This is a genomic window from Pseudomonas sp. XWY-1, from assembly GCF_002953115.1.
GTDB lineage: Bacteria > Pseudomonadota > Gammaproteobacteria > Pseudomonadales > Pseudomonadaceae > Aquipseudomonas > Aquipseudomonas alloputida.
Genome location: NZ_CP026332.1, coordinates 384,698 through 407,302, shown reverse-complemented (window position 1 = coordinate 407,302; position 22,605 = coordinate 384,698). Strand labels below are relative to the sequence as shown.

Sequence of the window (22,605 nt, the reverse complement as noted above, 5' to 3'; positions counted from 1 at the left end):
CGGAACTGCCAACGCATGGCGGTACCCAAGTAGTAGCTGAACAACCCAACCCTCATTCGGAAGGAGTAATTCCATGTGGACCAAACCTGCATACACTGACCTGCGTATCGGCTTCGAAGTCACCATGTACTTCGCTAACCGCTAAGCCAGGCTTAGGGTTTCACGCCTCGGCCTGCCGGGGCGTTTTCGTTTTTCAGATCCGGTTTCTGCATAGAGAGTGGCCATGTACATCCAGGTTCTCGGCTCCGCCGCCGGTGGCGGGTTCCCGCAGTGGAACTGCAACTGCGTCAACTGCAAGGGCTACCGTGATGGCACCCTGAAAGCCACGGCGCGCACCCAGTCATCCATCGCCCTGTCCGACGACGGTGTGCACTGGATATTGTGCAATGCCTCGCCCGACATCCGCGCCCAACTGCAAGCCTTTGCGCCGATGCAGCCGGCCCGGGCACTGCGCGACACCGGTATCAACGCCATCGTCCTGCTGGACAGCCAGATCGACCACACCACCGGCCTGCTCAGCCTGCGCGAAGGCTGCCCGCATCAGGTGTGGTGCACGGACATGGTCCACCAGGACCTGACCACCGGTTTCCCGCTGTTCAACATGCTCAGCCACTGGAACGGTGGCCTGCAGTGGAACCGTATCGAGCTGGAAGGCAGCTTCGTGATCGACGCCTGCCCCAACCTCAAGTTCACCCCCTTCCCCCTGCGCAGCGCCGCGCCGCCTTATTCGCCACACCGCTTCGACCCGCACCCGGGCGATAACCTGGGTTTGATGGTCGAAGACACCCGCACCGGCGGCAAGCTGTTCTACGCCCCGGGCCTGGGCCAGGTAGACGAAAAGCTGCTGGCGATGATGCACGGTGCCGACTGCCTGCTGGTCGACGGCACTCTGTGGGAAGACGACGAAATGCAGCGCCGTGGCGTGGGCACCCGCACCGGCCGCGAGATGGGTCACCTGGCCCAGAACGGCCCTGGCGGCATGCTGGAAGTGCTCGACGGCTTCCCGCGCCAGCGCAAGGTACTTATCCACATCAACAACACCAACCCGATTCTCGATGAAAACTCCCCCGAGCGCGCCGAAGTCCTGCGCCGGGGCGTCGAAGTTGCCTTCGATGGCATGAGCATCGAGTTGTAAAACAGTCTGTGAGGCGACACCAGACCCTGTGGGAGCGGGCATGCCCGCGAAAAAGCCAACACGGTCCATGGCACCGGCTTCGCCGGTGTTCGCGGGCACGCCCGCTCCCACAAGGGAGAGGGTGTGCCAGGCCAGATAATCGTTCTACAGGAGCCAGCCGAATGAGCGACGCACTGCCAATGTCCCCTGCCGAATTCGAGCAGGCCCTGCGCGCCAAGGGCGCCTATTACCACATCCATCACCCGTACCACGTGGCGATGTACCAAGGGCGCGCCACCCGCGAGCAGATTCAGGGCTGGGTGGCCAACCGCTTCTATTACCAGGTCAACATCCCGATGAAGGATGCCGCGATCCTGGCCAACTGCCCGGACCGCGAAGTGCGCCGCGAGTGGATCCAGCGCCTGCTCGACCACGATGGTGCTCCCGGCGAGGATGGCGGCATCGAAGCCTGGCTGCGCCTGGGCCAGGCTGTCGGGCTGGACCCGGACCAATTGCGCTCGCAAGAACTGGTATTGCCTGGCGTGCGCTTTGCCGTGGACGCCTACGTCAACTTCGCCCGCCGCGCCAGCTGGCAGGAAGCCGCCAGCAGCTCGCTGACCGAGCTGTTCGCCCCGCAAATCCACCAGTCACGCCTGGACAGCTGGCCGCAGCACTACCCGTGGATCGACCCCGCCGGCTATGAGTATTTCCGTACCCGCCTGGGCCAGGCGCGACGCGATGTGGAACACGGCCTGGCGATTACCCTGCAGCACTACACCACCCGTGCGGGCCAGGAGCGTATGCTGGAGATACTGCAGTTCAAGCTGGATATCCTCTGGAGTATGCTCGATGCCATGAGCATGGCCTACGAACTGAACCGCCCACCCTATCACTCCGTCACCCAGGAACGGGTGTGGCACAAGGGAATCACCCTATGAGTTTCGACCGTAACCAGGTACCCAACTGGCGCCCCGGCTACCGCTTCCAGTACGAGCCGGCGCAAAAGGGCCATGTGTTGCTGTACCCCGAAGGCATGATCAAGCTCAACGACAGCGCGAGCCTGATCGGTGGCCTGATCGACGGCCAGCGTGACGTGGCAGCGATCATCAGCGAACTCGAACAGCAATTCCCCGGTGTCCCGGAAGTGGCGGACGACATCGAGCAGTTCATGGAGGTGGCCCGTGCCGAACACTGGATCGTCCTCGCCTGAGTTGCCGCCCACGCCCGAGGTCGGCCTGCCGCTGTGGCTGCTGGCCGAACTGACCTACCGCTGCCCGCTGCAGTGCCCTTACTGCTCCAACCCGCTGGACTTCGCCGCCCAGGGCCAGGAGCTGAGCACCGAACAGTGGTTCAAGGTCATGGCTGAAGCGCGGGAAATGGGTGCCGCACAAATCGGCTTTTCCGGCGGTGAACCGCTGGTACGTCAGGACCTTGCCCAGCTGATCGCAGAGGCCCGTCGCCTGGGTTACTACACCAACCTGATCACCTCGGGCATTGGCCTGACCGAGGCGCGCATCGCCGACTTCAAGAAGGCCGGCCTGGACCATATCCAGATCAGCTTCCAGGCCAGCGACGAGCAGGTGAACAACCTGCTGGCCGGCTCGAAAAAGGCTTTTGCACAGAAGCTGGAAATGGCCCGCGCGGTGAAAGCCCATGGCTACCCGATGGTGCTCAACTTCGTCACCCATCGGCACAACATCGACAAGATCGACCGCATCATCGAGCTGTGCATTGCCCTGGAGGCCGACTTTGTCGAGCTCGCCACGTGCCAGTTCTATGGCTGGGCGCACCTCAACCGCCTGGGGCTGCTGCCAACCCGCGCGCAGCTCGAGCGGGCCGAACGTATCACCAACGAATACCGGGACAAGCTCAAGGCCGAGGGCAACCCGTGCAAGCTGATTTTCGTTACCCCTGACTACTACGAAGAGCGCCCCAAGGCCTGCATGAACGGCTGGGGCAACCTGTTCCTCACCATCACCCCGGACGGCACCGCATTGCCCTGCCACGGCGCCCGCCAGCTGCCGGTGCAGTTTCCGAATGTACGCGACCACGACTTGCACCATATCTGGTATGAATCGTTCGGTTTCAACCGTTTCCGTGGCTATGAGTGGATGCGCGAACCGTGCCGCTCCTGCGACGAGAAAGAAAAGGACTTCGGCGGCTGTCGCTGCCAGGCCTTCATGCTGACCGGTGATGCCAGCAACGCCGACCCGGTGTGCGCCAAGTCGACCGAGCACGGCATCATCCTCAAGGCCCGCGAGGAGGCAGAAACCGCCCAGCTCGCGATCGAACAGATGACCTTCCGCAATGATCGAAACTCCCGTGTCATCGCCCGCGGCTGAATTCAGCGCGGCCCAGGCGGTTGCCGCCGGCACCGACTTCGCCGAACTCAAGGTCAGTGCCGACGGGCTGTTCTGGAACGAGTTCCGCCCAGCCGATGGAGCGTGCCGTATCTGGCACTGGCTGCACTACCAGGCCCGCTGCCTGACCCCGGACGGCTTCAGCGTACGCAGCCGGGTCTATGAGTACGGCGGCGGCAGCTTCTGCCTGGGTGGCGACGGGCTGGTGTTCGTCAACGAAAAGGATCAGCAGGTCTACACCCAGCCGCTGGACGATCTGTTACCACGTGCACTGACCCAGGATGCCAGCTGCCGCTATGGCGATGTGCAGTGGCACGACGGCCACGTGCTGGCCGTCGAAGAGCGCCATGCCGAGCAGGTAAAGCACCGCCTGGTCGCTTTGGGTGACAGCAGCCGCGAGGTGCTCGCCGAGGGCGCGGACTTCTACGCCTCGCCTGCCGTCAGTGCCGATGGCCAGCGCCTGGCGTGGATCGAATGGGACCGCCCGGCGCAGCCCTGGACCGTCACCCGGTTGATGTGCCGCGTGCGCGATGCCAGCGGCCACTGGGGACCGGCGCAATGTGTAGCCGCCGCCGAAGAATCGCTGCAACAACCACGCTTCGATGCCGAAGGTCGGCTCTACTGCCTGTCCGACCGCAATGGCTTCTGGCAACCCTGGGGTGAGGTCGATGGCCAATGGCAGGCGTTGCCTGCTGCACCGGCGGACCATGCTGCTGCGCCTTGGCAATTGGGCACCTGTACCTGGCTGGCACTGGGCCCGCAAAGCTACCTGGCCAGCTGGTTCGAAGACGGCTTCGGGCAATTGGGGCTGCGTGGTGAAGATGGCCGTATGGAGCGTTTCGCCAGTGCCTACACACGCTTTCGCAGCCTGGCCATGGACAGCGAACACCTGTATGCCATTGCCGCGTCGCCCATCAGCCCACCGGCAGTCATTGCCATTGACCGCGGCAACCATGAAGTACGCGTACTGGCCGGTGGTGCCGAAATACTGCCAGCAGGGCAAATCAGCCTACCGCAGCCGATCCACTACGGCAGTGGCGGCGAGCAGGCCCATGGTTTCTTCTACCCGCCAGCGCAGCCGCAAGGCGCCGCACCGCTGGTGGTGTTCATCCACGGCGGGCCAACCTCAGCCTGCTATCCCGTGCTCGACCCGCGCATCCAGTACTGGACCCAGCGTGGCTTTGCCGTGGCCGACCTCAACTACCGGGGCAGCACCGGCTATGGTCGGGAATACCGCCAGGCACTGCACCTGCGCTGGGGCGAAAGTGACGTGGCCGATGCCTGCGCGGCGGTCGAATACCTGGCTGCTCAAGGCCTGGTCGACAAGCACAAGGCGTTTATCCGCGGTGGTAGCGCCGGTGGCTACACTACCTTGTGCGCCTTGGCGTTCCATGACGTGTTCCGCGCTGGCGCCAGCCTCTATGGGGTCAGCGACCCGCTAGCCCTGGGCCGTGCCACGCACAAGTTCGAAGGGGATTACCTGGACTGGCTGATCGGCGACCCGCAGCGGGACGCTGAACGCTATCGCCAGCGCACGCCGCTGCTGCATGCGCAGCGCATCAAGGTGCCGGTGATTTTCTTCCAGGGTGAGCTGGATGCGGTGGTAGTGCCGGAGCAGACACGCGCCATGTTGACGGCGCTACAGGCCAACGGGATCGACGCTGAAGGGCATTTTTATGCGCAGGAGCGGCACGGGTTCCGCAAGGCCGAGAACCTGGCGCATGCCTTGGAAGAAGAGTGGAAGTTCTATTGCCGGGTGTTGGCGCAGTAGTTCCAGGCGCCCCGAGCAGGAGCGACCTTGCGCTGCTCCTGCAGGGGCCAATCTCTGCCTGTATCAACGCTTGGCGATGATATACACCGCATGCACGATCCCCGGAATGTATCCCAGCAAGGTCAGCAGAATATTCAGCCAGAACGCCCCGCCAAACCCCACCTGCAGAAACACGCCCAGCGGTGGCAGAAGAATGGCGATGATGATGCGAATAAAGTCCATGCGAGTCTCTCCTGAAGGGTTACATCAAAGACTAGTTCCCAGCCGTAGAGGTTCCACAGGCAAAAAAAAAACGCCCCGGGCCGAATGAAACAGGCCAGGGGCGATGCGCAGGAACGCCAGACGGTTCGTTGAATTCTTTGGCAGGCCGCTACGCCGGCACTTCGCGACGCGCCTGCTGCCGGGCATGCAGGCGGGCGAAAGCGCGCGCCAGGCGCAGCAGCATTTCGTCGATGTTGCCTTTGCTCACAGTCAGCGCCGGTGAAAAGCGCACTACATCCACTTGCGGCGCGTTGAGCAGCAGGCCTTCGTGCAGGGCCGCGGCCACCAGTTCGCGGGCCAGGTTTTCTTTCAGTTGCAGCGCCCATAACAGCCCGTGACCGCGCACTTCACCCTGACCATAGCGCCCGGTCAGGCGGCTCAGGCCTTCACGCAGGTGACGACCGTTGTCCTGGACCTGGGCCAGAAAGCCAGGTTCCAGCACGCTGTCCAGCACCGCCAGGCCGGCGGCGCACATCAGCGCGTTGCCGTGATGGCTGCCTTCCAGCTCACCAGGCTCGGCGCAGCATGCCTTGCCCCTCGCCAACAAGGCGGCCAGCGGCACGCCGCCCCCCAGGCCCTTGCCCAAGGTGATGATGTCGGCACGCACGCCATAGAGCTCCTCGGCCAGCAGCGCACCACAGCGACCAATACCGGTCTGCACCTCATCAAGGATCAGCAGGATGCCCAGTTCGCGGCAGAGCGTTTCCACGCCCTTGAGGTATTCCTGAGTAGCGGGAATAACGCCCGCCTCACCCTGTATCGGCTCGAGCATGATTGCCACGGTGCGTGAATCCACCTCGGCGTGCAGCGCCGCCAGGTCATTGAACGGCACCTTGCTGAAACCCGGCAGGCCAGGTTCGCAGCGATTGCACGGCAACGGGTCGGACGCGGACAGCGCGCCCAGGCTACGGCCATGGCAGGCTTGGCTGGCAGTAATAATGTGGTAGGCGCCATTGCGGTGCAGCTGGCCCCACTTGCGCGCCAGCTTGATCGCCCCTTCACAGGCCTCGGCACCGCTGTTGAGCAGGTAGGCCTGGTCACTGCCGGTACTCTGACACAGCCGGTTGACCAGCCCCAGCAGGCCACGGTTGTGGAAGCCCGAGCCCGGGTTGATCAAGGCCTGAGCCTGGTTGCCCAACGCTTTGACCAGCACGCTGGGGCTGTGGCCCAAGCTGTTGACCGCACCGCCCTGAGTGAAGTCCAGGTAGGCATGCCCTTCGTTGTCCCACAACCACGAGCCCTGGCCACGCACGAATACCTGCGCTGCACGTTCGGCGCCGGGCATCAGGCGCTCAGGCGACAGCTCAGACGCGTGCGGCACGATCACCGGCGCACGCTTGGGCTCGGCGACGGCGGCAGGAGCCGAGCGGCGCAGGTTGAACAGGTTCATCAGGGCTCCAACCAATCACGGTAAAGGGCAGCCACGGTGCGGTCTTGATGCCGGCACTCGATATTTTGCCTTGCCTATCAAAAGTGTTTTTCATCCGGGGTAACAATCGACCGAATCATCGCTGTAACCCTTTGGAATACGGCGATAGACTAGGCTTCAGCAGGGTTTTCGACCATTTCGTTTTTCCAGCATTTTCGATAAGTGTTGCTTATGGATTTCCGCCAACTGCGTTATTTCGTCGCGGTGTACGAAGAAGGCCACGTAGGCCGTGCCGCCGAACGCCTGTCGCTGTCACAGCCGGCGCTTTCCCAGCAGATTCGCCAATTGGAGCACAGCCTCGACCTGAGCCTGTTCGAGCGCAGCAACAAACGCTTGCTGCCGACCCTGGCTGCCCACACCTTGTACAACCATGCCCTGCCGTTGCTCGACGGCCTGCAGCGGGCCCACGAGGCCATGCGCAACTTCAAGGGCCAGTCGCTGCGCACCTTGGCTATCGGTGTATTGCAGACCGTGCGCCCAAGCCTGATACCGCAGCTGCTTGAACGGCTGCGCAAGGCTCAACCTCACCTGGTCGTGCAGATTTACGAGTTGTCGGGGTTGGAGATCGAACGGCGCCTGCTCAACGGCAACCTGGACATCGGCATCAGCTATTTGCCGCCGCGCCAGCCAGGGCTGCATGGCCTGCTGCTGTACGAAGACGAGCTGCAACTGGTCATACCCGACACCCACCCGCTGAAGGACTTCAAGAAGGTGTCCATCCGTCAGGCCGCCGAGTTGCCCATGCTGATGCTGGGCGAGGAGTTCCAGATCCGTCAGATCTGGCAGGCGCAGCTGGCCAGTCAGGGCCGACGGCCGCAGGTGCAGGCAGAGATGAACAATATGGCAGGGATTCTCGATAGCCTCGCGCACACTGCGCTGGCGACCATTCTGCCGGGGCGCGCCAAGGAGGCCGCCGAAGATGATCAGGGGCTGCTGTGGAAGCCGTTGAGCGAGCCGCGCGTGCCGTTGAAGGTCGGCCTGGTATTTCGCGATGCCCAGCGCCAGCAGGCCTCTGTAGAGCTGCTGCGCACGTTGCTGGAGGAAGAGACGGACGCTCGCCTGATGGGAGCATCACCGCTGGATGTGCTGGCCTGAAAAACACGCACGCAAAGAAAACCCCGCCGAAGCGGGGTTTTCCAGACTGTTTCCCTGTGACATCCGTATCGCCCCGCCTTCCTGGCAGGTGGTCCTTCGTCGTCGTCCTTGATCTGTCCTTTGCGCTTCCTGCGCAACGTCCATGTGGTAAAGATTAACCGTGGATCCAATCTTAGAACAGTGGTGAAAAGTCACCACGTCGTGTAGGAAAAAGCTTACACAGGAGATTCATTGACAGATATGCGATGGCTTGGGGCCGCTTCGCGGCCCAGTCCCGACGCAAGGCCGCTCCACATATCCAAACTTAGGCGATACCTGTGGGAGCGGCCTTGCGTCGCGATTGGGCTGCGCAGCAGCCCCAAAAATCGATCAGAACTGCTCGGCTTCCAGCAGGTACAGCGACTCACTCCCCGCCTTCACCGAAGCCACCAGCGAATCCACCCGTGGCAGCAACCGCGCAAAGTAGAACCGCGCCGTACCCAGCTTGCCTGAATAGAACGGCGCATCCCCCTCGCCCGCCAGCGCCGCCCGCGCCATCAGTGCCCACATGTAGCCATAGGCAACATAGCCAAAGGCATGCAGGTACTCGACCGAAGCCGCGCCAATTTCATTCGGGTTGCCCTTGGCCTGCTGCAATACCCACTCGGTCAAACCGTCAAGCTGGTCGAGCGAAGCGCCCAGTGGCTTGGCGAATTCGTCCAGTTCGCTGCCTGCACCGGTAATGAACTGGCGAATCTCGTCAGAGAACAGCTTGTAGTATGCCCCGCCGCTGGCCACCACTTTACGCCCCATCAGGTCGAGGGCCTGGATGCCATTGGTACCCTCGTAGATCTGGGTAATGCGCACATCGCGCACCAACTGCTCCTGCCCCCACTCACGAATGTAACCATGCCCGCCGAATACCTGCTGGCCATGCACTGTGCACTCCAGGCCCAGGTCGGTGAGGAAGGCCTTGGCCACCGGTGTCAGCAGTGCCACCAGCTCTTCGCTGCGTTTGCGCACGCTGGCGTCTTCGCTGTACTTGGCACTGTCCAGTTGCATGGCCACGTAGGTGGAGAAAGCGCGGCCACCCTCGATCAGCGCCTTCATGGTCAACAGCATGCGACGCACGTCCGGGTGGACGATGATCGGGTCGGCAGCCTTGTCCTTGGCTTGTGGGCCGGTCGGGGCACGGCTTTGCAGGCGATCGCGGGCGTACTCCACGGCGTTCTGGTAGGAGCGCTCGGCCGAAGCCAGGCCTTGAATGCCGACGCCCAGGCGCTCGTAGTTCATCATGGTGAACATGGCCGCCAGGCCTTTGTTCGGCTCACCGACGATGTAGCCGACAGCTTCGTCGAAGTTCATCACACAGGTAGCCGAAGCCTGGATGCCCATTTTGTGCTCGATCGAGCCGCAAGTGGCCGGGTTCCGTGCGCCGAGGCTACCGTCTTCATTGACCAGGAATTTCGGCACCAGGAACAGCGAAATCCCTTTCGGCCCCGCCGGTGCATCCGGCAACTTGGCCAGCACCAGATGGATGATGTTCTCGGTCAGGTCGTGTTCACCACCGGTAATGAAGATCTTGGTGCCGCTGACCTTGTAGCTGCCGTCAGCCTGGGGCTCGGCCTTGGTGCGGATGATGCCCAGGTCGGTGCCGGCATGCGGCTCGGTCAGGCACATGGAGCCGGCCCAAACGCCGGCATACATGTTCGGAAGGTATTTTTCCTTCAAGGCCTCGCTGGCGTGGGCGTTGATCGACAGGCAGGCGCCGGCGGTCAGCATCGGGTACAGACCGAAGGCCAGGCTGGACGCGTTGACCATTTCCTCGACCTGGGCCGAGATGGCCTTGGGCATACCCATACCACCGAACAGCGGGTCGCCGCCCACGCCCACCCAGCCGCCTTCGGCGTAGGTGTTGTAGGCCTCGATGAAACCGGCTGGGGTGCGTACCGCGCCGTTGTCCCAATGGCAGCCCTCCTCGTCGGCGGCGCGGCTGAGAGGCGCAATGGTCCTGGCGGTGACCTTGCCGGCTTCTTCCAGCACGGCCATGGCCGTGTCGGCATCGACAACCTCGGCCAGCCCGGGCAACTGCGTCCACTGCTCGGCCACGTTGAAGACTTCATTCAGTACGAAGCGCATGTCGCGCAGCGGCGCTTTATAGTCAGCCATGACAACCTCTCGCTAGTCGGGTCGGGGCGGTCTCGGGGAACCGCGACACTGGGGTTACTGGCAGTGTAACCGAACAACTTTTGCGAGACATAGGGTCATCAATCGACTGCATAGTCTAATTCGGTCACGCCGTGCGCACTGCCCCACGCGGTGATTGTCGCCCATGCACCATGACACAATTGCGCCCCGCGCCTTTGGCACTGTAAAGCGCCTGGTCGGCGGATTTCAGCACCGCCTCGGGGTTGCGATGATCGGCCTGGCGCTCGGCCACGCCGATACTGATGGTGACCGAGACCGTGCCGCCGGCGCTGCCAGCCCGGCGCTGGCGCCCGGCGGTATCGTCCTGCGGGCGGTTGTGCTGATCGCGCAGGTGCATCACGTAATTGGCGATCACTTCACGCACGGCTTCCACATGCGGCACGCATTCCGCGGCGGTCTTGCCGGCGAACACCAGGGCGAACTCCTCCCCGCCATATCGGTAGGCACGGCCACCGCCGGTGACCTTGGACAAGCGGCTGGCGACCAACCGCAGCACCTGGTCCCCGACGTCATGGCCGTGGGTGTCGTTGAATTTCTTGAAGTGGTCGACATCGGTCATGGCGATCACATAGTTACGCCCCAGGCGCTGCATGCGCTCGTTCAGCGCACGGCGCCCCGGCAGGCCAGTCAGCTCGTCACGGAAGGCCATCTGATAAGCCTCGTGCGCCACCGCTGCGGCGATCATCAGCATTACCTGGCTGCACATGATGTTCAAGGTAAACGGCAGGATGAAGGTTTGCGGCAGCATCCAGAAAATCCCCAGCAGACCGATCAACTGCGCGGCGTGCAGCGGCCGGGGTGCACGCAGGTACTGCACCACCAGCAGAATGAACACACCCAGGAACAGTGGGTAGACCATCTGGATCAGGCTCATCCAGTGGCCATGCAAAGCCGGCCAGCGGATCTCCGCCAACCAGGTCAGCAACGCCTCGGGGTAGCTTTGCTGGAGGGCCACCGCCACACTGCCCACGGCAAACAGCACCGCACCGCGGGCGACCAGGTCCTGCAGCAGGTGCGTACGCTCCTGCCAGGCGCCATACAGCCCGAACAGCGCCGGCAGCAACAGGCAGACAAGGTGGAAGATCACCGCGGCGTCCTCACGCACGCGGCCATGGTCACGGTAGAAGTCGGTCTGGGTATCGAGCAGGAAGTAGGCGATGTACACCGTCAGCATCAGGAACAGCTCACGCTGACGGCGGTAAACCGCGCAGTAGGTGCCACCCAGCAGCAGAACCAAGGTAGGCAGGACATTGAACAGCGATGTGAAAAAGACGCTGAGGTCTCTCACATAGGCTGCGGCGAGCCCTGCCAGCAACAAGAACAGCGACGGCAGGAAGTGGCTTGCGCGAACAGCGTTAAGACGAAACAAGGGTAATCTCCAACCCGGCAGATCAATAATGGCATTGTGCCCTCACTTCATCGGCAGTGCACTGGAACAGTTGAATTTGCGGTTGGATGAACGAACTTCCCATGCACCGTGTCGCATCCTTCGCGGGTAAACCCGCTCCTACGACGGCCTGTGTTCAACCCCTGATGTGTGGCCACCACCGATCAGTGCGGTAGGAGCGGGTTTACCCGCGAATACGGTGGCGGCGGCAACGGTGAACGGCGGGTGGAGATTGGCCAGCAGGGCCGGCCTCTTCGCGGGTGAACCCGCTCCTACACGACGGCCTGTGGCCAACCCCTGATGTGTGGCCACCACCAATCTGCGTAGGAGCGGGTTTACCCGCGAATACGGTGGTGGCGGCAACGGTGAACGGCGGGTGGAGATTGGCCAGCAGGGCCGGCCTCTTCGCGGGTGAACCCGCTCCTACACGACGGCCTGTGGCCAACCCCTGATGTGTGGCCACCACCAATCTGCGTAGGAGCGGGTTTACCCGCGAATACGGTGGTGGCGGCAACGGTGAACGGCGGGTGGAGATTGGCCAGCAGGGCCGGCCTCTTCGCGGGTGAACCCGCTCCTACACGACGGCCTGTGGCCAACCCCTGATGTGTGGCCACCACCAATCTGCGTAGGAGCGGGTTTACCCGCGAATACGGTGGTGGCGGCAACGGTGAACGGCGGGTGGAGATTGGCCAGCAGGGCCGGCCTCTTCGCGGGTGAACCCGCTCCTACACGACGGCCTGTGGCCAACCCCTGATGTGTGGCCACCACCAATCTGCGTAGGAGCGGGTTTACCCGCGAATACGGTGGTGGCGGCAACGGTGAACGGCGGGTGGAGATTGGCCAGCAGGGCCGGCCTCTTCGCGGGTGAACCCGCTCCTACACGACGGCCTGTGGCCAACCCCTGATGTGTGGCCACCACCAATCTGCGTAGGAGCGGGTTTACCCGCGAATACGGTGGCGGCGGCAACGGTGAACGGCGGGTGGAGATTGGCCAGCAGGACCGGCCTCTTCGCGGGTGAACCCGCTCCTACGAGGGACCACGCTGAACCTGAAGACAAAAAAACCGCCTGCCGGTCAGGGCAGGCGGGTTTTGGCTACAGCGCCAGTATCAGTACGACAGGCCGAAGTGCTCTTCGTCCATCGCCATCAGGTTGTTGGCGCCCGACAGCATGGTCGCCACATGGGTACGGGTACGTGGCAGGATGCGCTGGAAGTAGAAGCGGGCAGTCTGCAGCTTGGCGGTGTAGAACGCCTCCTCGCTGGTACCGGCTGCCAGTTTCTCGGCGGCCAGGCGGGCGATGTCGGCCCAGAAGTAGGCCAGGCAGGCATAGCCGGAGTACATCAGGTAATCGACCGAAGCCGCACCCACTTCTTCACGGTCCTTCATGGCAGCCATGCCCACTTTCATGGTCAGCTCGCCCCACTCCTTGTTGATGGCCGCCAGCGGTTCGACGAACTCCTTGACCGCTTCGTTACCTTCCTGCGCCTGGCAGAACTTGTGCACGATCTTGGTGAAGCCCTTCAGTGCTTCGCCCTGAGTCATCAGCACTTTGCGACCGAGCAGGTCGAGGGCCTGAATACCGGTAGTGCCTTCGTACAGCATGGAGATACGGCTGTCGCGCACATTCTGCTCCATGCCCCATTCGGCGATGAAGCCATGGCCACCGTAGATCTGTACGCCGTGGTTGGCGGCTTCGAAACCGACTTCGGTCATGAATGCCTTGGCGATCGGGGTCAGGAACGCCAGCAGGGCGTCAGCCTTCTTGCGCTCTTCTTCGTCCTGGCTGTACTTGACGATGTCCACCTGCTTGGCAGTGAAGTACACCATCGCGCGGTTGCCTTCGGCGAAGGCCTTCATGGTCAGCAGCATGCGACGCACGTCCGGGTGGACGATGATCGGGTCAGCGGCCTTGTCCGGTGCTTTCGGGCCGGTCAGGGAACGCATCTGCAGGCGCTCACGGGCGTACTTCAGGCCACCCTGGAACGCCACCTCGGCGTGGGCCAGGCCTTGCAGCGCGGTACCCAGACGAGCAGTGTTCATGAAGGTGAACATGCAGTTCAGGCCTTTGTTGGCTGGGCCGATCAGGTAGCCGGTGGCAGCATCGAAGTTCATGACGCAGGTAGCGTTACCGTGGATGCCCATCTTGTGTTCGATCGAGCCGCAGCTCACGCCGTTGCGCTCGCCCACGCCGCCCTCGGCGTTGGGCAGGAACTTCGGCACGATGAACAGCGAAATCCCCTTGGTACCGGCCGGTGCGTCCGGCAGGCGGGCCAGGACGATATGGACGATGTTGTCGGCCATGTCGTGCTCACCGGCCGAAATGAAGATCTTGGTGCCCGACACTTTGTAGCTGCCGTCGGCCTGTGGCTCGGCCTTGGTGCGCAGCATGCCCAGGTCGGTGCCGCAGTGCGGTTCGGTCAGGCACATGGTGCCGGTCCACTCGCCGGACACCAGCTTGGTCAGGTAGGTGTGCTGCTGCTCGGCAGTGCCATGCGCAGAAATAGTGTTCATCGCGCCATGCGACAGGCCTGGGTACATACCCCACGACCAGTTCGAGCCACCGACCATTTCGCTCAGGGCCAGGCCCAGCGACTCTGGCAGGCCTTGGCCGCCATGCTCGACGTCATGTGCCAGGCTCGGCCAGCCGCCTTCGACGAACTGCTGGTAGGCTTCCTTGAAGCCGGTTGGGGTTTTCACCCCCGATTCGCTCCAGGTGCAGCCTTCCTGGTCACCCACGCGGTTCAGCGGCGACAACACCTGCTCACAGAACTTCGCGCCTTCTTCAAGGATCGCGTCGACCATGTCGGGCGTGGCGTCCTGGCAGCCCGGCAGGCTCTGATAGTGCGCCTCATAGCCAAGCAGCTCGTCGCGAACGAAGCGGATATCACGCAAGGGGGCTTTGTAGTCAGGCATTGCGATGAACCTCTAGGTGAGTTCTGTGGGGTGACCCGCGCTTGGCGGAAGCCGATCAAACAGTTGTTTGAAACTTACGTTTAGCTCAGCTTTCTGTCAAGGATGGACTATGGTGCCATTTACGCCACGAAAAATGGCAAATCAGTCATGCCATGGCACAAACCCTTGTAGGAGCGGGCTTGCCCGCGAAGAGGCCCGACCAGACAAAATTGTTGTCTGATCGGACGCATTCGCGGGCAAGCCCGCTCCTACAAGGGCAGGCGCTGAAATAGGGGATGACGCAAGTGTTCAGGCGTAGGTGTCGATGATCCGGCCAAGCATTTCGTCGGATGCCTTGGCGACCTTTGCGCCGAGTTCGACTTCGGTCTTGCCCACCGCCTGTTGCACGACACTGGTGGCCATGTCCATCTGCTGGCTGCGGTCGACCGCGCGCAGGCGTTCTGCCTGAAAATCGCTGGACTGGCTAGTGGCGGTACGTTCGGCAGTGGTGTTGGCGATCTGGCTGGCGGCCTGATCGACGCGGTTCTGGCCGGTCTGGATTGCGCTCAGGCCCGCGTAGTAGGCGGAGCTACCGGTGATTTCCATGTCAGGACTCCATTGACGCTGGATGACGAACAGCCCCAATTAAAACAGGCTGGGGGCAAAAAGGCCCGTTTAAATCCCTAATGGCTCAATGCCAGTTGATAGGCCTTGGGTATTCCTGTTCTGGCCGCTTCGCGGTTAAACCCGCGCCCACAACGGTATGCGTTCCCTCGTAGGAGCGGGTTTACCCGCGAAGAGGCCGGGCCTGCAACACACTAATCCAGCAGATCCAGCTGCAGATGCTCCGCCACCATGTCGGCACTGGCCTGCTTGAGCTTGGGCACCCGCCCCAGGCAAGGCGCTGGCAGGCGCTCTGCAAGGCTGGCCAGGTTCTCTTCCAGGCGTGAGGTGCGCGGCTCGATGATGTTTGCCACCCAACCCGCCAACTGCAGCCCATCACGCTCGATCGCTTCGGCGCTGAGCAAGGCATGGCTGATGCAACCCAAGCGCACGCCTACCACCAGAATCACCGGCAACCGCAGGGCAACGGCAAGGTCGGACAGGTTCTCCAGGCCCGACAGCGGTACGCGCCAGCCGCCGGCCCCCTCTATCAAGGTGAAGTCGGCATTTTGTTGCAGCACATTGCGCATCGCCGCGAGCAGTTCTGGCACAGCCAGCGTCACCCCTGCCTCGCGCGCCGCCACATGCGGGGCTATAGCAGGCTCGAAGGCAAACGGATTGACCTGCTCATAGGGCAGCTTGACCGTGCTTTCGTCGATCAGCGCCAGGGCATCGCTATTGCGCAAGCCTTTCGGCGTCATCGTGCAGCCCGAGGCCACCGGCTTGGCACCCAGCGTGCTCATGCCCTGCAAACGCGCCGCATGCAGCAGGCCGGCAGCGATGGTGGTCTTGCCGACATCGGTATCGGTACCCGCAATGAAAAAGGCCTGGCTCATCGTGCTCCCCTTACACCTGTGGCTTGCGCAACACACCATAGACCACTTGATAGGTGGCTGGCAGCCCCGCGGGCTGGCGAAATGCCTCATAGGCCTGCAACAGGCCCTGCATTCGCGCCCGGCCGGTGAGGCCGGAAGGTCGCCCAGGGTTCAGATTGTGCGCCCCCAACGCCTTCAGTTCGTGGGTCAGGCTGCGCACATCCGGGTAGTGCAGCACATGCGGGCACCGCTCCAGCTCAAGCTGTTCAAAACCGCTGGCTGCGCACAGGCGCTGATAGTCTTCGAAACGGCGGAAGCGGTTTACATGCACCAGGCCATCCACCGCCTGCCAACTGGCGCGCAGTTCGTCGAGAGTGCCCACGCACAGGCTGCTGAAGGCCAGTACACCGCCTGGGCGCAGCACCCGCTGCGCCTCGGCCAGCACACTGGCGAACTGATCGCACCACTGCACCGCCAGGCTGGAAAACACCAGGTCGACACTGGCATCGCGCAGCGGCAGACGCTCGGCGTCGCCAACCACGTGATACTGCGCTCCACCCTTTACATGACGGGCATGAAGCAACATGCCCTCGGCAATATCCACCGCCACGCCACTGGCCTGGGCGAAACGCTCAGCCAGCATGCGGCTGAAATGGCCGGTGCCGCTGCCCAGGTCCAGCCAGTGAGACGGCTTCAGGCCTGCCGGCAACTGCTCCAGCAGGCTCAGGCCTACAGCACGCTGAAGGGCCGCCACGCTGTCGTAGCTGGCCGCGGCGCGGGAGAACGAGGCCGCCACCTGGCGCTTGTCGGGCAATGCGCCGGGCAGGGTCGGACGGGAAAGGTCAGTCATCGCCACTCTCATGCAGAAAACTCTTGATGCCCGCCGCCAGCTCCTGCGGGTACTCCAGCAGGAACGCGTGGGAACTGTCTTCGACCAGGCCCACTTCTACATCGGGCAACAGCTCGCTCAACGCCTTTGCCGCCTCTGCCGGCACTAGCGCATCGCTGCCGGCGAACAGGTGCAGTTGCGGGCCACCATAGGCCTGCAAGGCTTCACGGGTGTCCAGCTTGGCCAGCACTTCAAGGCCAGTGGCCAGGTACAACGGGTCGGTATCCGGCACGCCGACACCCAGCTGACGCAACAAGGTGCGCGGCTGCAGGGCGCCGTCGCTGCACAAGGTACGGAAGCGCTTGAGGGTGACCTGGGTATGGTTGCGGCAGCCGTCGAGGAAGGTGCCGAAGGTGTCTTCGGCCATGCCATGGGGCCAATCTGGCCGGGCCAGGAAGCTGGGGTTGCTGGCCAAGGTCAGCAGCCCGCAGCAGTGGTCGCCACGCTTGTGCGCCAGCGCGCTGGCCAACATGCCACCCAGTGACCAGCCACCCAGCCAGACATTGCTGGGCAGCTTGCGGTCCAGATGGTCGATCCAGGCCTGCACATCGCTGTGGGCCAGTTCTGGCAGGGGCATCAGCTCTACCTGCAGGCGGGCGTCCTGGGCACGCAGGCTAGCGGCCAGCGGCTCCAGCGCAGCAGTTCCCAAGCCCCAGCCGGGCAATAGAACAAGTCGATTACGCATCGGCGTTCTCCAACTGTGGATAACACTCGGCCAATGCATTCAACAATAGCTGCACCTGCGCCTCGCTGTGTGCGGCGCTCAGGGTTACCCGCAGGCGTGCGCTGCCAGCCGGCACGGTGGGTGGGCGGATGGCCGTCACCAGCAAGCCGCGCTCACGCAGCAGGCGTGACAGGCGCAACGCCTGCGCACTGTCGCCGATCACGATGGGCTGGATCGGCGTCGGGCTGTCCATCAACTGCAGCCCCAGCTGCTGCGCGCCTTCTCGGAACTGGCGAATCAAGGCTGCCAGGTGCTCACGACGCCAGGTTTCGCGGCGCAGCAGCTCCAGGCTCTTGAGTGTGGCGCAGGCCAGCGCCGGTGGCTGGCTGGTGGTGTAGATATAGGGGCGGGCGAACTGTACCAGCGCCTCGATCAGCGCTTCGCTGCCAGCAACAAAAGCACCCGCGGTGCCGCAAGCCTTGCCGAGCGTGCCGATCAGCACCGGTACGTCATCCACGCCCAGGCCAAAGTGCTCGACGATGCCGCCGCCCTGTGCGCCCAAGGTGCCCAGGCCATGGGCATCGTCAACCATCAGCCAGGCTCCGCGGGCACGGGCGACATCGGCCAGCGCCGGCAGGTCGGCCAGGTCACCGTCCATGCTGAATACGCCATCGGTCACCACCAGGGTATTGCCGACTGCCTTGTCCAGGCGGCTGGCCAGGCTGGCCGGGTCGTTATGCAGGTAGCGGTTGAAGCGGGCACCACTGAGCAGCCCGCCATCCAGCAGCGAGGCATGGTTGAGGCGGTCTTGCAGTACCGTGTCGCCCTGCCCCACCAGCGCGGTGATGGCGCCCAGATTGGCCATATAGCCGGTGGAGAACAACAGGGCGCGCGGGCGGCCGGTGAGTTCAGCCAGTGCCTCTTCAACCTGATGGTGCGGGGTGCTGTGGCCAACCACCAGGTGCGAGGCACCACCACCCACACCCCAGCGCTCGGCGCCGGCCTGCCAGGCGGCGATCACCTCGGGGTGGTTGGCCAGGCCCAGGTAGTCATTGCTGCAGAAGGCCAGCAACCGCTGGCCGTCGACCACCACTTCCGGCCCTTGCGGGCTTTCCAGCAATGGCCGCTGCCGATACAGGTCTGCGGCGCGCCGTTCGGCCAGGCGCGCTGCCAGGTCGAAAGCCATATCAGGCTGTCGCGGCGTCGTAGAACATCTCGCTGCTGCGCTGCTCGACCAGCGCTTGCTCGATGGCTGCCTGGTGCACTTCGTCGGCGTGCTCTTCACGCGCTTCGGGCTTGATGCCCAGGCGTGCGAACAGCTGCATGTCCTTGTCGGCCTGGGGGTTGGCGGTGGTCAGCAGCTTTTCGCCGTAGAAGATCGAGTTGGCGCCCGCCATGAAGGCCAGGGCCTGCATCTGCTCGTTCATCTGCTCGCGGCCGGCGGACAGGCGCACGTGAGACTTGGGCATGAGGATACGGGCCACGGCCAGCATACGGATAAAGTCGAACGGGTCGACGTCCTCTTCCTCAGCCAGCGGCGTGCCGGCCACCTTGACCAGCATGTTGATCGGCACCGACTCCGGGTGTTCCGGCAGGTTGGCCAGCTGGATCAGCAGGCCGGCGCGGTCATCCAGCGATTCACCCATACCCAGAATGCCACCAGAGCAGATTTTCATCCCGGCGTCGCGCACGTAGGCCAGGGTCTGCAGGCGCTCGCTGTAGGTACGCGTGGTGATGATGCTGCCGTAGAACTCCGGCGAGGTGTCGAGGTTGTGGTTGTAGTAGTCCAGCCCAGCCTGGGCCAGGGCCTTGGTCTGCTCCTGGTCGAGTTTGCCGAGGGTCATGCAGGTTTCCAGACCCATGGCCTTGACGCCTTTGACCATCTCCAGCACGTAGGGCATGTCTTTGGCCGACGGGTGCTTCCACGCCGCCCCCATGCAGAAACGGGTAGAACCGATGGCTTTGGCGCGGGCAGCTTCTTCCAGCACCTTCTGCACTTCCATCAGCTTCTGTTTCTCCAGCCCGGTGTTGTAGTGACCGGACTGCGGACAATATTTGCAATCTTCCGGGCAGGCGCCGGTCTTGATCGACAGCAAGGTCGAAACCTGCACGCGGTTGGGGTCGAAATGCGCGCGGTGCACGGTCTGCGCCTGGAACAGCAAGTCATTGAACGGTTGCTGGAACAGCGCCTTGACCTCGGCCAGGGCCCAATCGTGACGTGTTGTTGCAGTTGTGCTGGCGCTCATCGGCGTTTCCTTGTTTAGGCTGTAGCTGGCGCCGGGACAGGAAAGCCCGCCAGCGCATCACGGATAGCTCGCATAGTCATGGAAGGCCTATGAACTGTCAACTGCAGTGGAAGCGACTGGTTTACAAGTGCTCACTTATTAATCAGACGTGCTTGTTATGCGATGAGCCTGCCGAGCAGCATTACCCGCTGTGCATCACCTGCGAACAGGCGCTGCCCTGGCTGGGTGATCAGTGCCGGCATTGCGCCCTGCCCTTGCCCATGGCCGGCTTGACCTGCGCCCCGTGTGGCCGCTGCTTGCCGGCCTTCGACCAGGTCATTGCCCTGTGGCATTTCGGCTTTCCGGTGGACACGTTGATCAGCCGTTTCAAACACAATCGCCAATGGCCTTTGGGGCGCCTGATGGCTGAGCTGCTGGGGCAGGGGCTGCAGTATCGCTATGCCGAAGGGTTGCCTCGCCCTGACCTGCTGTTGCCTGTGCCTTTGGCCAGGCGTCGACTGCGCGAGCGGGGGTTCAACCAGGCGGGGATGCTTGGGCGGTGGTTGTCGTCGCACGTCGGGGTAACCTGCAACGAGCGTTTGCTGGCCCGCACCCGCGAGACACCGGCACAGCAACATCTGGGCGCCAAGGCACGGCGGCGCAATTTGCGCCAGGCGTTCGCGGTACAGGGCGAACTGGAAGGCAAGCATGTCGCCATCGTCGATGATGTGTTGACCACCGGTGCCACTGCGCAGGCTATCGCCCAGGCACTGCGCAAGGCAGGTGCGCGGCGGGTGGATGTGTATTGCCTGGCACGTACGCCCAAACCGGGGTATGTATGACCAGGCGCGACCTGCCCATTTGTAAAGCACCCTTGTATACGGAATACCCATGTCCCTACCCCCCGTTCTCACCCAGCACATCGCCCGCCGCCCACAGCGCATCGCGCTGCTGCAGCACATTGCCGAACAAGGCTCGATCACCCGCGCCGCCAAGGCCGCGGGTATCAGCTACAAGGCGGCCTGGGATGCCATTGACGAGCTCAACAACCTGGCCAGCCAGCCCTTGGTCAAGCGCAGCACCGGTGGCCGCGGCGGTGGCGGTGCGCACTTGTCGGCGGAAGGCGAGCGGGTGTTGCGCCTGTACCAAAGGCTGCAGGCCCTACAGGCACAAATCCTTGAAGCCGCCGAAGAATCCGGCGACCTCGACCTGCTCGGGCGCCTGATGCTGCGCACCAGTGCGCGCAACCAGTTGCAGGGCCAGGTCAGCGGCCTGCGCCCTGAAGGCCGGTATGACCGCGTCAGCCTGGCATTGGGTGGCGGGCTGGAGATCGATGCACTGATCACCCACGACAGCACGGCGCGCCTGGAGCTGACACCGGGAACGATGGTGGTGGCGCTGCTAAAGGCCGGGTGGGTGCGCTTGTTGGCGGAGGGGGAAGAGGCCGAAGCGGGGAGCAATTGCCTTTGCACGAAGGTGGAGGAAGTGCTGGCAGAGGTCGATGGGCCCAGTGAAGTCAGGCTGGCGTTAGGCAACGGGCAGACCCTGTGTGCAATGGCTGATGCGCACTGGTTGGCTGCCCAGCAGGTCGTGGATGGCAGTGTGGTGCGGGTGCAGTTTCACCCGTCTTATGTGTTGATCGGGGTTCCCGCATAGTCTGGCCGCGCGGTGCGCGGTTCGCGGGCTTGCCCGCTCCCACAGGGACCGCACCACCCGATGCATCTGGGCCGTAATGTGCGGGCACGCCCGCGAAGGGGCCGGCACCGGTATAAAGCGGTACCATGTCCCCACGCCGCTTACCCTCCGGAGCCACCATGTCCCACCCCTTCGACACCCTCACCCCCGACCTGGTCCTGGACGCAGTGGAAAGCCTGGGCTTTCTCAGCGACGCTCGGGTGCTGGCGCTGAACAGCTACGAGAACCGCGTGTACCAGGTGGGCATCGAAGACGCGCAGCCGCTGATTGCCAAGTTCTACCGCCCAGGCCGCTGGAGCGATGCAGCCATCCTTGAAGAACACGCCTTCACGGCCGAACTCGCCGACTGTGAAGTCCCGGTGGTTGCGCCCCTGCAGCACGATGACCGCACCTTGTTCGAACACAAGGGCTTCCGCTTCACGCTGTTCCCCCGTCGCGGCGGCCACGCCCCCGAGCCTGGCAACCTCGACCAGTTGTATCGCCTGGGCCAGTTACTTGGCCGCCTGCATGCCGTGGGCGCCAGCAAACCGTTCAAGCACCGCGAGGCACTGGCTGTGGACAACTTTGGCCACGCCTCGCTGAACACCTTGCTGGAGGGTAATTTTGTCCCACGTGAACTGCTGCCGGCGTTCGAGTCCGTGGCCCGCGATCTGCTCAAGCGGGCGGAGGAGATCTACGCTCGCACACCACACCAGCTCATTCGCCTGCACGGCGACCTGCACCCCGGCAACCTGATGCACCGTGACGAGGTGTATCACGTGGTCGACCTCGACGATTGCCGCATGGGCCCAGCGGTGCAAGACCTGTGGATGATGCTGGCCGGCAACCGCGAGGAGCGCCTGGGGCAACTGGCCGAGCTGATCGACGGCTACAACGAGTTCCACGACTTCGACCCGCGCGAACTGGCCCTGATCGAGCCCCTGCGCGCCCTGCGCCAGCTGCACTATAGCGCCTGGCTGGCAAGGCGCTGGGACGACCCCGCGTTCCCGCCCAGCTTCCCTTGGTTCGGCCAGCCACGCTACTGGGGCGACCAGATTCTCGCCTTGCGCGAACAGATGGCTGCGCTGGATGAAGCTCCGCTGAAATTGTTCTAGAAGCACGCCCGCCTCTGTCTACAATAGGCGTCGCTTTATTTAGCAACCTAAGCAAGGATTCTG

Annotated in this window: 21 protein-coding genes; 10 read left to right on the top strand and 11 right to left on the bottom strand. The window is 63.4% G+C overall.

Going from position 1 to position 22,605, the window contains the following annotated elements; genetic code table 11:
• Nucleotides 1–73: 73 nt before the first annotated feature.
• The 6 genes from pqqA (at nucleotide 74) to PRJ_RS01805 (ending at nucleotide 5,245) form a co-directional block, all read left to right on the top strand.
• Entirely contained in the window at nucleotides 74–145 is a 72-nt protein-coding gene (pqqA, locus tag PRJ_RS01835) for a pyrroloquinoline quinone precursor peptide PqqA (protein ID WP_003243383.1), read from the top strand.
• A 78-nt stretch (nucleotides 146–223) separates the two neighbouring features.
• The gene (gene pqqB / locus PRJ_RS01830; protein ID WP_010951729.1) at nucleotides 224–1,135 is read left to right on the top strand and encodes a pyrroloquinoline quinone biosynthesis protein PqqB; all 912 of its coding nucleotides are present in this window, start codon (nucleotides 224–226) and stop codon (nucleotides 1,133–1,135) included.
• A gap of 161 nt (nucleotides 1,136–1,296) precedes the next feature.
• A complete protein-coding gene (pqqC, locus tag PRJ_RS01820; RefSeq protein WP_003255592.1) occupies nucleotides 1,297–2,052 on the top strand; it encodes a pyrroloquinoline-quinone synthase PqqC in 756 nt (251 codons plus the stop codon).
• Nucleotides 2,049–2,324: a pyrroloquinoline quinone biosynthesis peptide chaperone PqqD gene (pqqD, locus tag PRJ_RS01815; RefSeq protein WP_010951728.1), complete on the top strand. Its 276-nt coding sequence runs from the start codon at nucleotides 2,049–2,051 to the stop codon at nucleotides 2,322–2,324. Before pqqC ends, pqqD begins: the two co-directional genes overlap by 4 nt.
• Nucleotides 2,296–3,456: a pyrroloquinoline quinone biosynthesis protein PqqE gene (gene pqqE / locus PRJ_RS01810; protein ID WP_014860209.1), complete on the top strand. Its 1,161-nt coding sequence runs from the start codon at nucleotides 2,296–2,298 to the stop codon at nucleotides 3,454–3,456. The genes pqqD and pqqE overlap by 29 nt, the downstream gene beginning before the upstream one ends.
• A complete protein-coding gene (locus PRJ_RS01805) occupies nucleotides 3,422–5,245 on the top strand; it encodes a S9 family peptidase (protein ID WP_104960656.1) in 1,824 nt (607 codons plus the stop codon). Before pqqE ends, PRJ_RS01805 begins: the two co-directional genes overlap by 35 nt.
• A 63-nt stretch (nucleotides 5,246–5,308) precedes the next feature.
• Here the strand turns inward: PRJ_RS01805 and PRJ_RS01800 are convergent, their stop codons facing one another.
• Entirely contained in the window at nucleotides 5,309–5,467 is a 159-nt protein-coding gene (locus tag PRJ_RS01800) for a YqaE/Pmp3 family membrane protein (RefSeq protein ID WP_003177654.1), read from the bottom strand.
• Between the two features lie 148 nt (nucleotides 5,468–5,615).
• Nucleotides 5,616–6,896 (bottom strand): aspartate aminotransferase family protein, encoded by a 1,281-nt coding sequence (locus tag PRJ_RS01795; protein WP_104960655.1) that lies wholly within the window; start codon nucleotides 6,894–6,896, stop codon nucleotides 5,616–5,618.
• A 210-nt stretch (nucleotides 6,897–7,106) separates the two neighbouring features.
• Here PRJ_RS01795 and PRJ_RS01790 point away from each other — a divergent pair, with 210 nt between their 5' ends.
• Entirely contained in the window at nucleotides 7,107–8,030 is a 924-nt protein-coding gene (locus PRJ_RS01790; protein ID WP_010951723.1) for a LysR family transcriptional regulator, read from the top strand.
• 369 nt (nucleotides 8,031–8,399) lie between these two features.
• Here the strand turns inward: PRJ_RS01790 and PRJ_RS01785 are convergent, their stop codons facing one another.
• The 9 genes from PRJ_RS01785 to bioB all read right to left on the bottom strand — a co-directional run bounded on the left by PRJ_RS01785 (nucleotide 8,400) and on the right by bioB (nucleotide 19,774).
• Nucleotides 8,400–10,178 carry an acyl-CoA dehydrogenase C-terminal domain-containing protein gene (locus tag PRJ_RS01785; RefSeq protein ID WP_104960654.1) on the bottom strand — a complete coding sequence of 593 codons (1,779 nt, stop codon included), beginning with the start codon at nucleotides 10,176–10,178 and terminating at the stop codon, nucleotides 8,400–8,402.
• 124 nt (nucleotides 10,179–10,302) lie between these two features.
• Nucleotides 10,303–11,586, bottom strand: a complete 1,284-nt coding sequence (locus PRJ_RS01780) for a diguanylate cyclase (RefSeq protein ID WP_064491642.1) — start codon at nucleotides 11,584–11,586, stop codon at nucleotides 10,303–10,305.
• A 1,126-nt stretch (nucleotides 11,587–12,712) separates the two neighbouring features.
• A complete protein-coding gene (locus PRJ_RS01775) occupies nucleotides 12,713–14,518 on the bottom strand; it encodes a phenylacyl-CoA dehydrogenase (protein ID WP_010951720.1) in 1,806 nt (601 codons plus the stop codon).
• Between the two features lie 288 nt (nucleotides 14,519–14,806).
• Nucleotides 14,807–15,103 (bottom strand): pyrroloquinoline quinone biosynthesis protein PqqE, encoded by a 297-nt coding sequence (locus PRJ_RS01770; RefSeq protein ID WP_104960653.1) that lies wholly within the window; start codon nucleotides 15,101–15,103, stop codon nucleotides 14,807–14,809.
• A gap of 212 nt (nucleotides 15,104–15,315) precedes the next feature.
• Nucleotides 15,316–15,996, bottom strand: a complete 681-nt coding sequence (bioD, locus tag PRJ_RS01765; RefSeq protein ID WP_003255605.1) for a dethiobiotin synthase — start codon at nucleotides 15,994–15,996, stop codon at nucleotides 15,316–15,318.
• 10 nt (nucleotides 15,997–16,006) lie between these two features.
• Entirely contained in the window at nucleotides 16,007–16,825 is an 819-nt protein-coding gene (bioC, locus tag PRJ_RS01760; protein WP_104960652.1) for a malonyl-ACP O-methyltransferase BioC, read from the bottom strand.
• Nucleotides 16,818–17,549: an alpha/beta fold hydrolase gene (locus tag PRJ_RS01755; RefSeq protein WP_003255608.1), complete on the bottom strand. Its 732-nt coding sequence runs from the start codon at nucleotides 17,547–17,549 to the stop codon at nucleotides 16,818–16,820. Before PRJ_RS01755 ends, bioC begins: the two co-directional genes overlap by 8 nt.
• Nucleotides 17,542–18,714, bottom strand: coding sequence for an 8-amino-7-oxononanoate synthase (bioF, locus tag PRJ_RS01750; RefSeq protein WP_004577120.1), 1,173 nt, complete (start codon nucleotides 18,712–18,714; stop codon nucleotides 17,542–17,544). Before bioF ends, PRJ_RS01755 begins: the two co-directional genes overlap by 8 nt.
• Nucleotide 18,715: 1 nt before the next feature.
• Entirely contained in the window at nucleotides 18,716–19,774 is a 1,059-nt protein-coding gene (gene bioB / locus PRJ_RS01745; protein WP_010951714.1) for a biotin synthase BioB, read from the bottom strand.
• 89 nt (nucleotides 19,775–19,863) lie between these two features.
• Here bioB and PRJ_RS01740 point away from each other — a divergent pair, with 89 nt between their 5' ends.
• From PRJ_RS01740 to PRJ_RS01730, 3 genes are all read left to right on the top strand, one after another.
• Nucleotides 19,864–20,595 (top strand): ComF family protein, encoded by a 732-nt coding sequence (locus PRJ_RS01740; protein ID WP_104960651.1) that lies wholly within the window; start codon nucleotides 19,864–19,866, stop codon nucleotides 20,593–20,595.
• A gap of 49 nt (nucleotides 20,596–20,644) precedes the next feature.
• Nucleotides 20,645–21,409, top strand: a complete 765-nt coding sequence (locus PRJ_RS01735; protein ID WP_104960650.1) for a TOBE domain-containing protein — start codon at nucleotides 20,645–20,647, stop codon at nucleotides 21,407–21,409.
• 158 nt (nucleotides 21,410–21,567) lie between these two features.
• Nucleotides 21,568–22,542 carry a serine/threonine protein kinase gene (locus PRJ_RS01730; RefSeq protein WP_104960649.1) on the top strand — a complete coding sequence of 325 codons (975 nt, stop codon included), beginning with the start codon at nucleotides 21,568–21,570 and terminating at the stop codon, nucleotides 22,540–22,542.
• The last annotated feature ends 63 nt before the right edge of the window (nucleotides 22,543–22,605 follow it).

Bases quoted from the DNA above. Each gene is read 5' to 3' on its own strand.
- pqqB (WP_010951729.1), top strand. From the start codon at position 224: ATGTACATCCAGGTTCTCGGCTCCGCCGCCGGTGGCGGGTTCCCGCAG.
- pqqC (WP_003255592.1), top strand. From the start codon at position 1,297: ATGAGCGACGCACTGCCAATGTCCCCTGCCGAATTCGAGCAGGCCCTG.
- pqqD (WP_010951728.1), top strand. From the start codon at position 2,049: ATGAGTTTCGACCGTAACCAGGTACCCAACTGGCGCCCCGGCTACCGC.
- PRJ_RS01805 (WP_104960656.1), top strand. From the start codon at position 3,422: ATGATCGAAACTCCCGTGTCATCGCCCGCGGCTGAATTCAGCGCGGCC.
- PRJ_RS01800 (WP_003177654.1), bottom strand. From the start codon at position 5,467: ATGGACTTTATTCGCATCATCATCGCCATTCTTCTGCCACCGCTGGGC.
- PRJ_RS01795 (WP_104960655.1), bottom strand. From the start codon at position 6,896: ATGAACCTGTTCAACCTGCGCCGCTCGGCTCCTGCCGCCGTCGCCGAG.
- PRJ_RS01790 (WP_010951723.1), top strand. From the start codon at position 7,107: ATGGATTTCCGCCAACTGCGTTATTTCGTCGCGGTGTACGAAGAAGGC.
- PRJ_RS01785 (WP_104960654.1), bottom strand. From the start codon at position 10,178: ATGGCTGACTATAAAGCGCCGCTGCGCGACATGCGCTTCGTACTGAAT.
- PRJ_RS01775 (WP_010951720.1), bottom strand. From the start codon at position 14,518: ATGCCTGACTACAAAGCCCCCTTGCGTGATATCCGCTTCGTTCGCGAC.
- PRJ_RS01770 (WP_104960653.1), bottom strand. From the start codon at position 15,103: ATGGAAATCACCGGTAGCTCCGCCTACTACGCGGGCCTGAGCGCAATC.
- bioD (WP_003255605.1), bottom strand. From the start codon at position 15,996: ATGAGCCAGGCCTTTTTCATTGCGGGTACCGATACCGATGTCGGCAAG.
- bioC (WP_104960652.1), bottom strand. From the start codon at position 16,825: ATGACTGACCTTTCCCGTCCGACCCTGCCCGGCGCATTGCCCGACAAG.
- PRJ_RS01755 (WP_003255608.1), bottom strand. From the start codon at position 17,549: ATGCGTAATCGACTTGTTCTATTGCCCGGCTGGGGCTTGGGAACTGCT.
- bioF (WP_004577120.1), bottom strand. From the start codon at position 18,714: ATGGCTTTCGACCTGGCAGCGCGCCTGGCCGAACGGCGCGCCGCAGAC.
- bioB (WP_010951714.1), bottom strand. From the start codon at position 19,774: ATGAGCGCCAGCACAACTGCAACAACACGTCACGATTGGGCCCTGGCC.
- PRJ_RS01740 (WP_104960651.1), top strand. From the start codon at position 19,864: ATGAACTGTCAACTGCAGTGGAAGCGACTGGTTTACAAGTGCTCACTT.
- PRJ_RS01735 (WP_104960650.1), top strand. From the start codon at position 20,645: ATGTCCCTACCCCCCGTTCTCACCCAGCACATCGCCCGCCGCCCACAG.
- PRJ_RS01730 (WP_104960649.1), top strand. From the start codon at position 21,568: ATGTCCCACCCCTTCGACACCCTCACCCCCGACCTGGTCCTGGACGCA.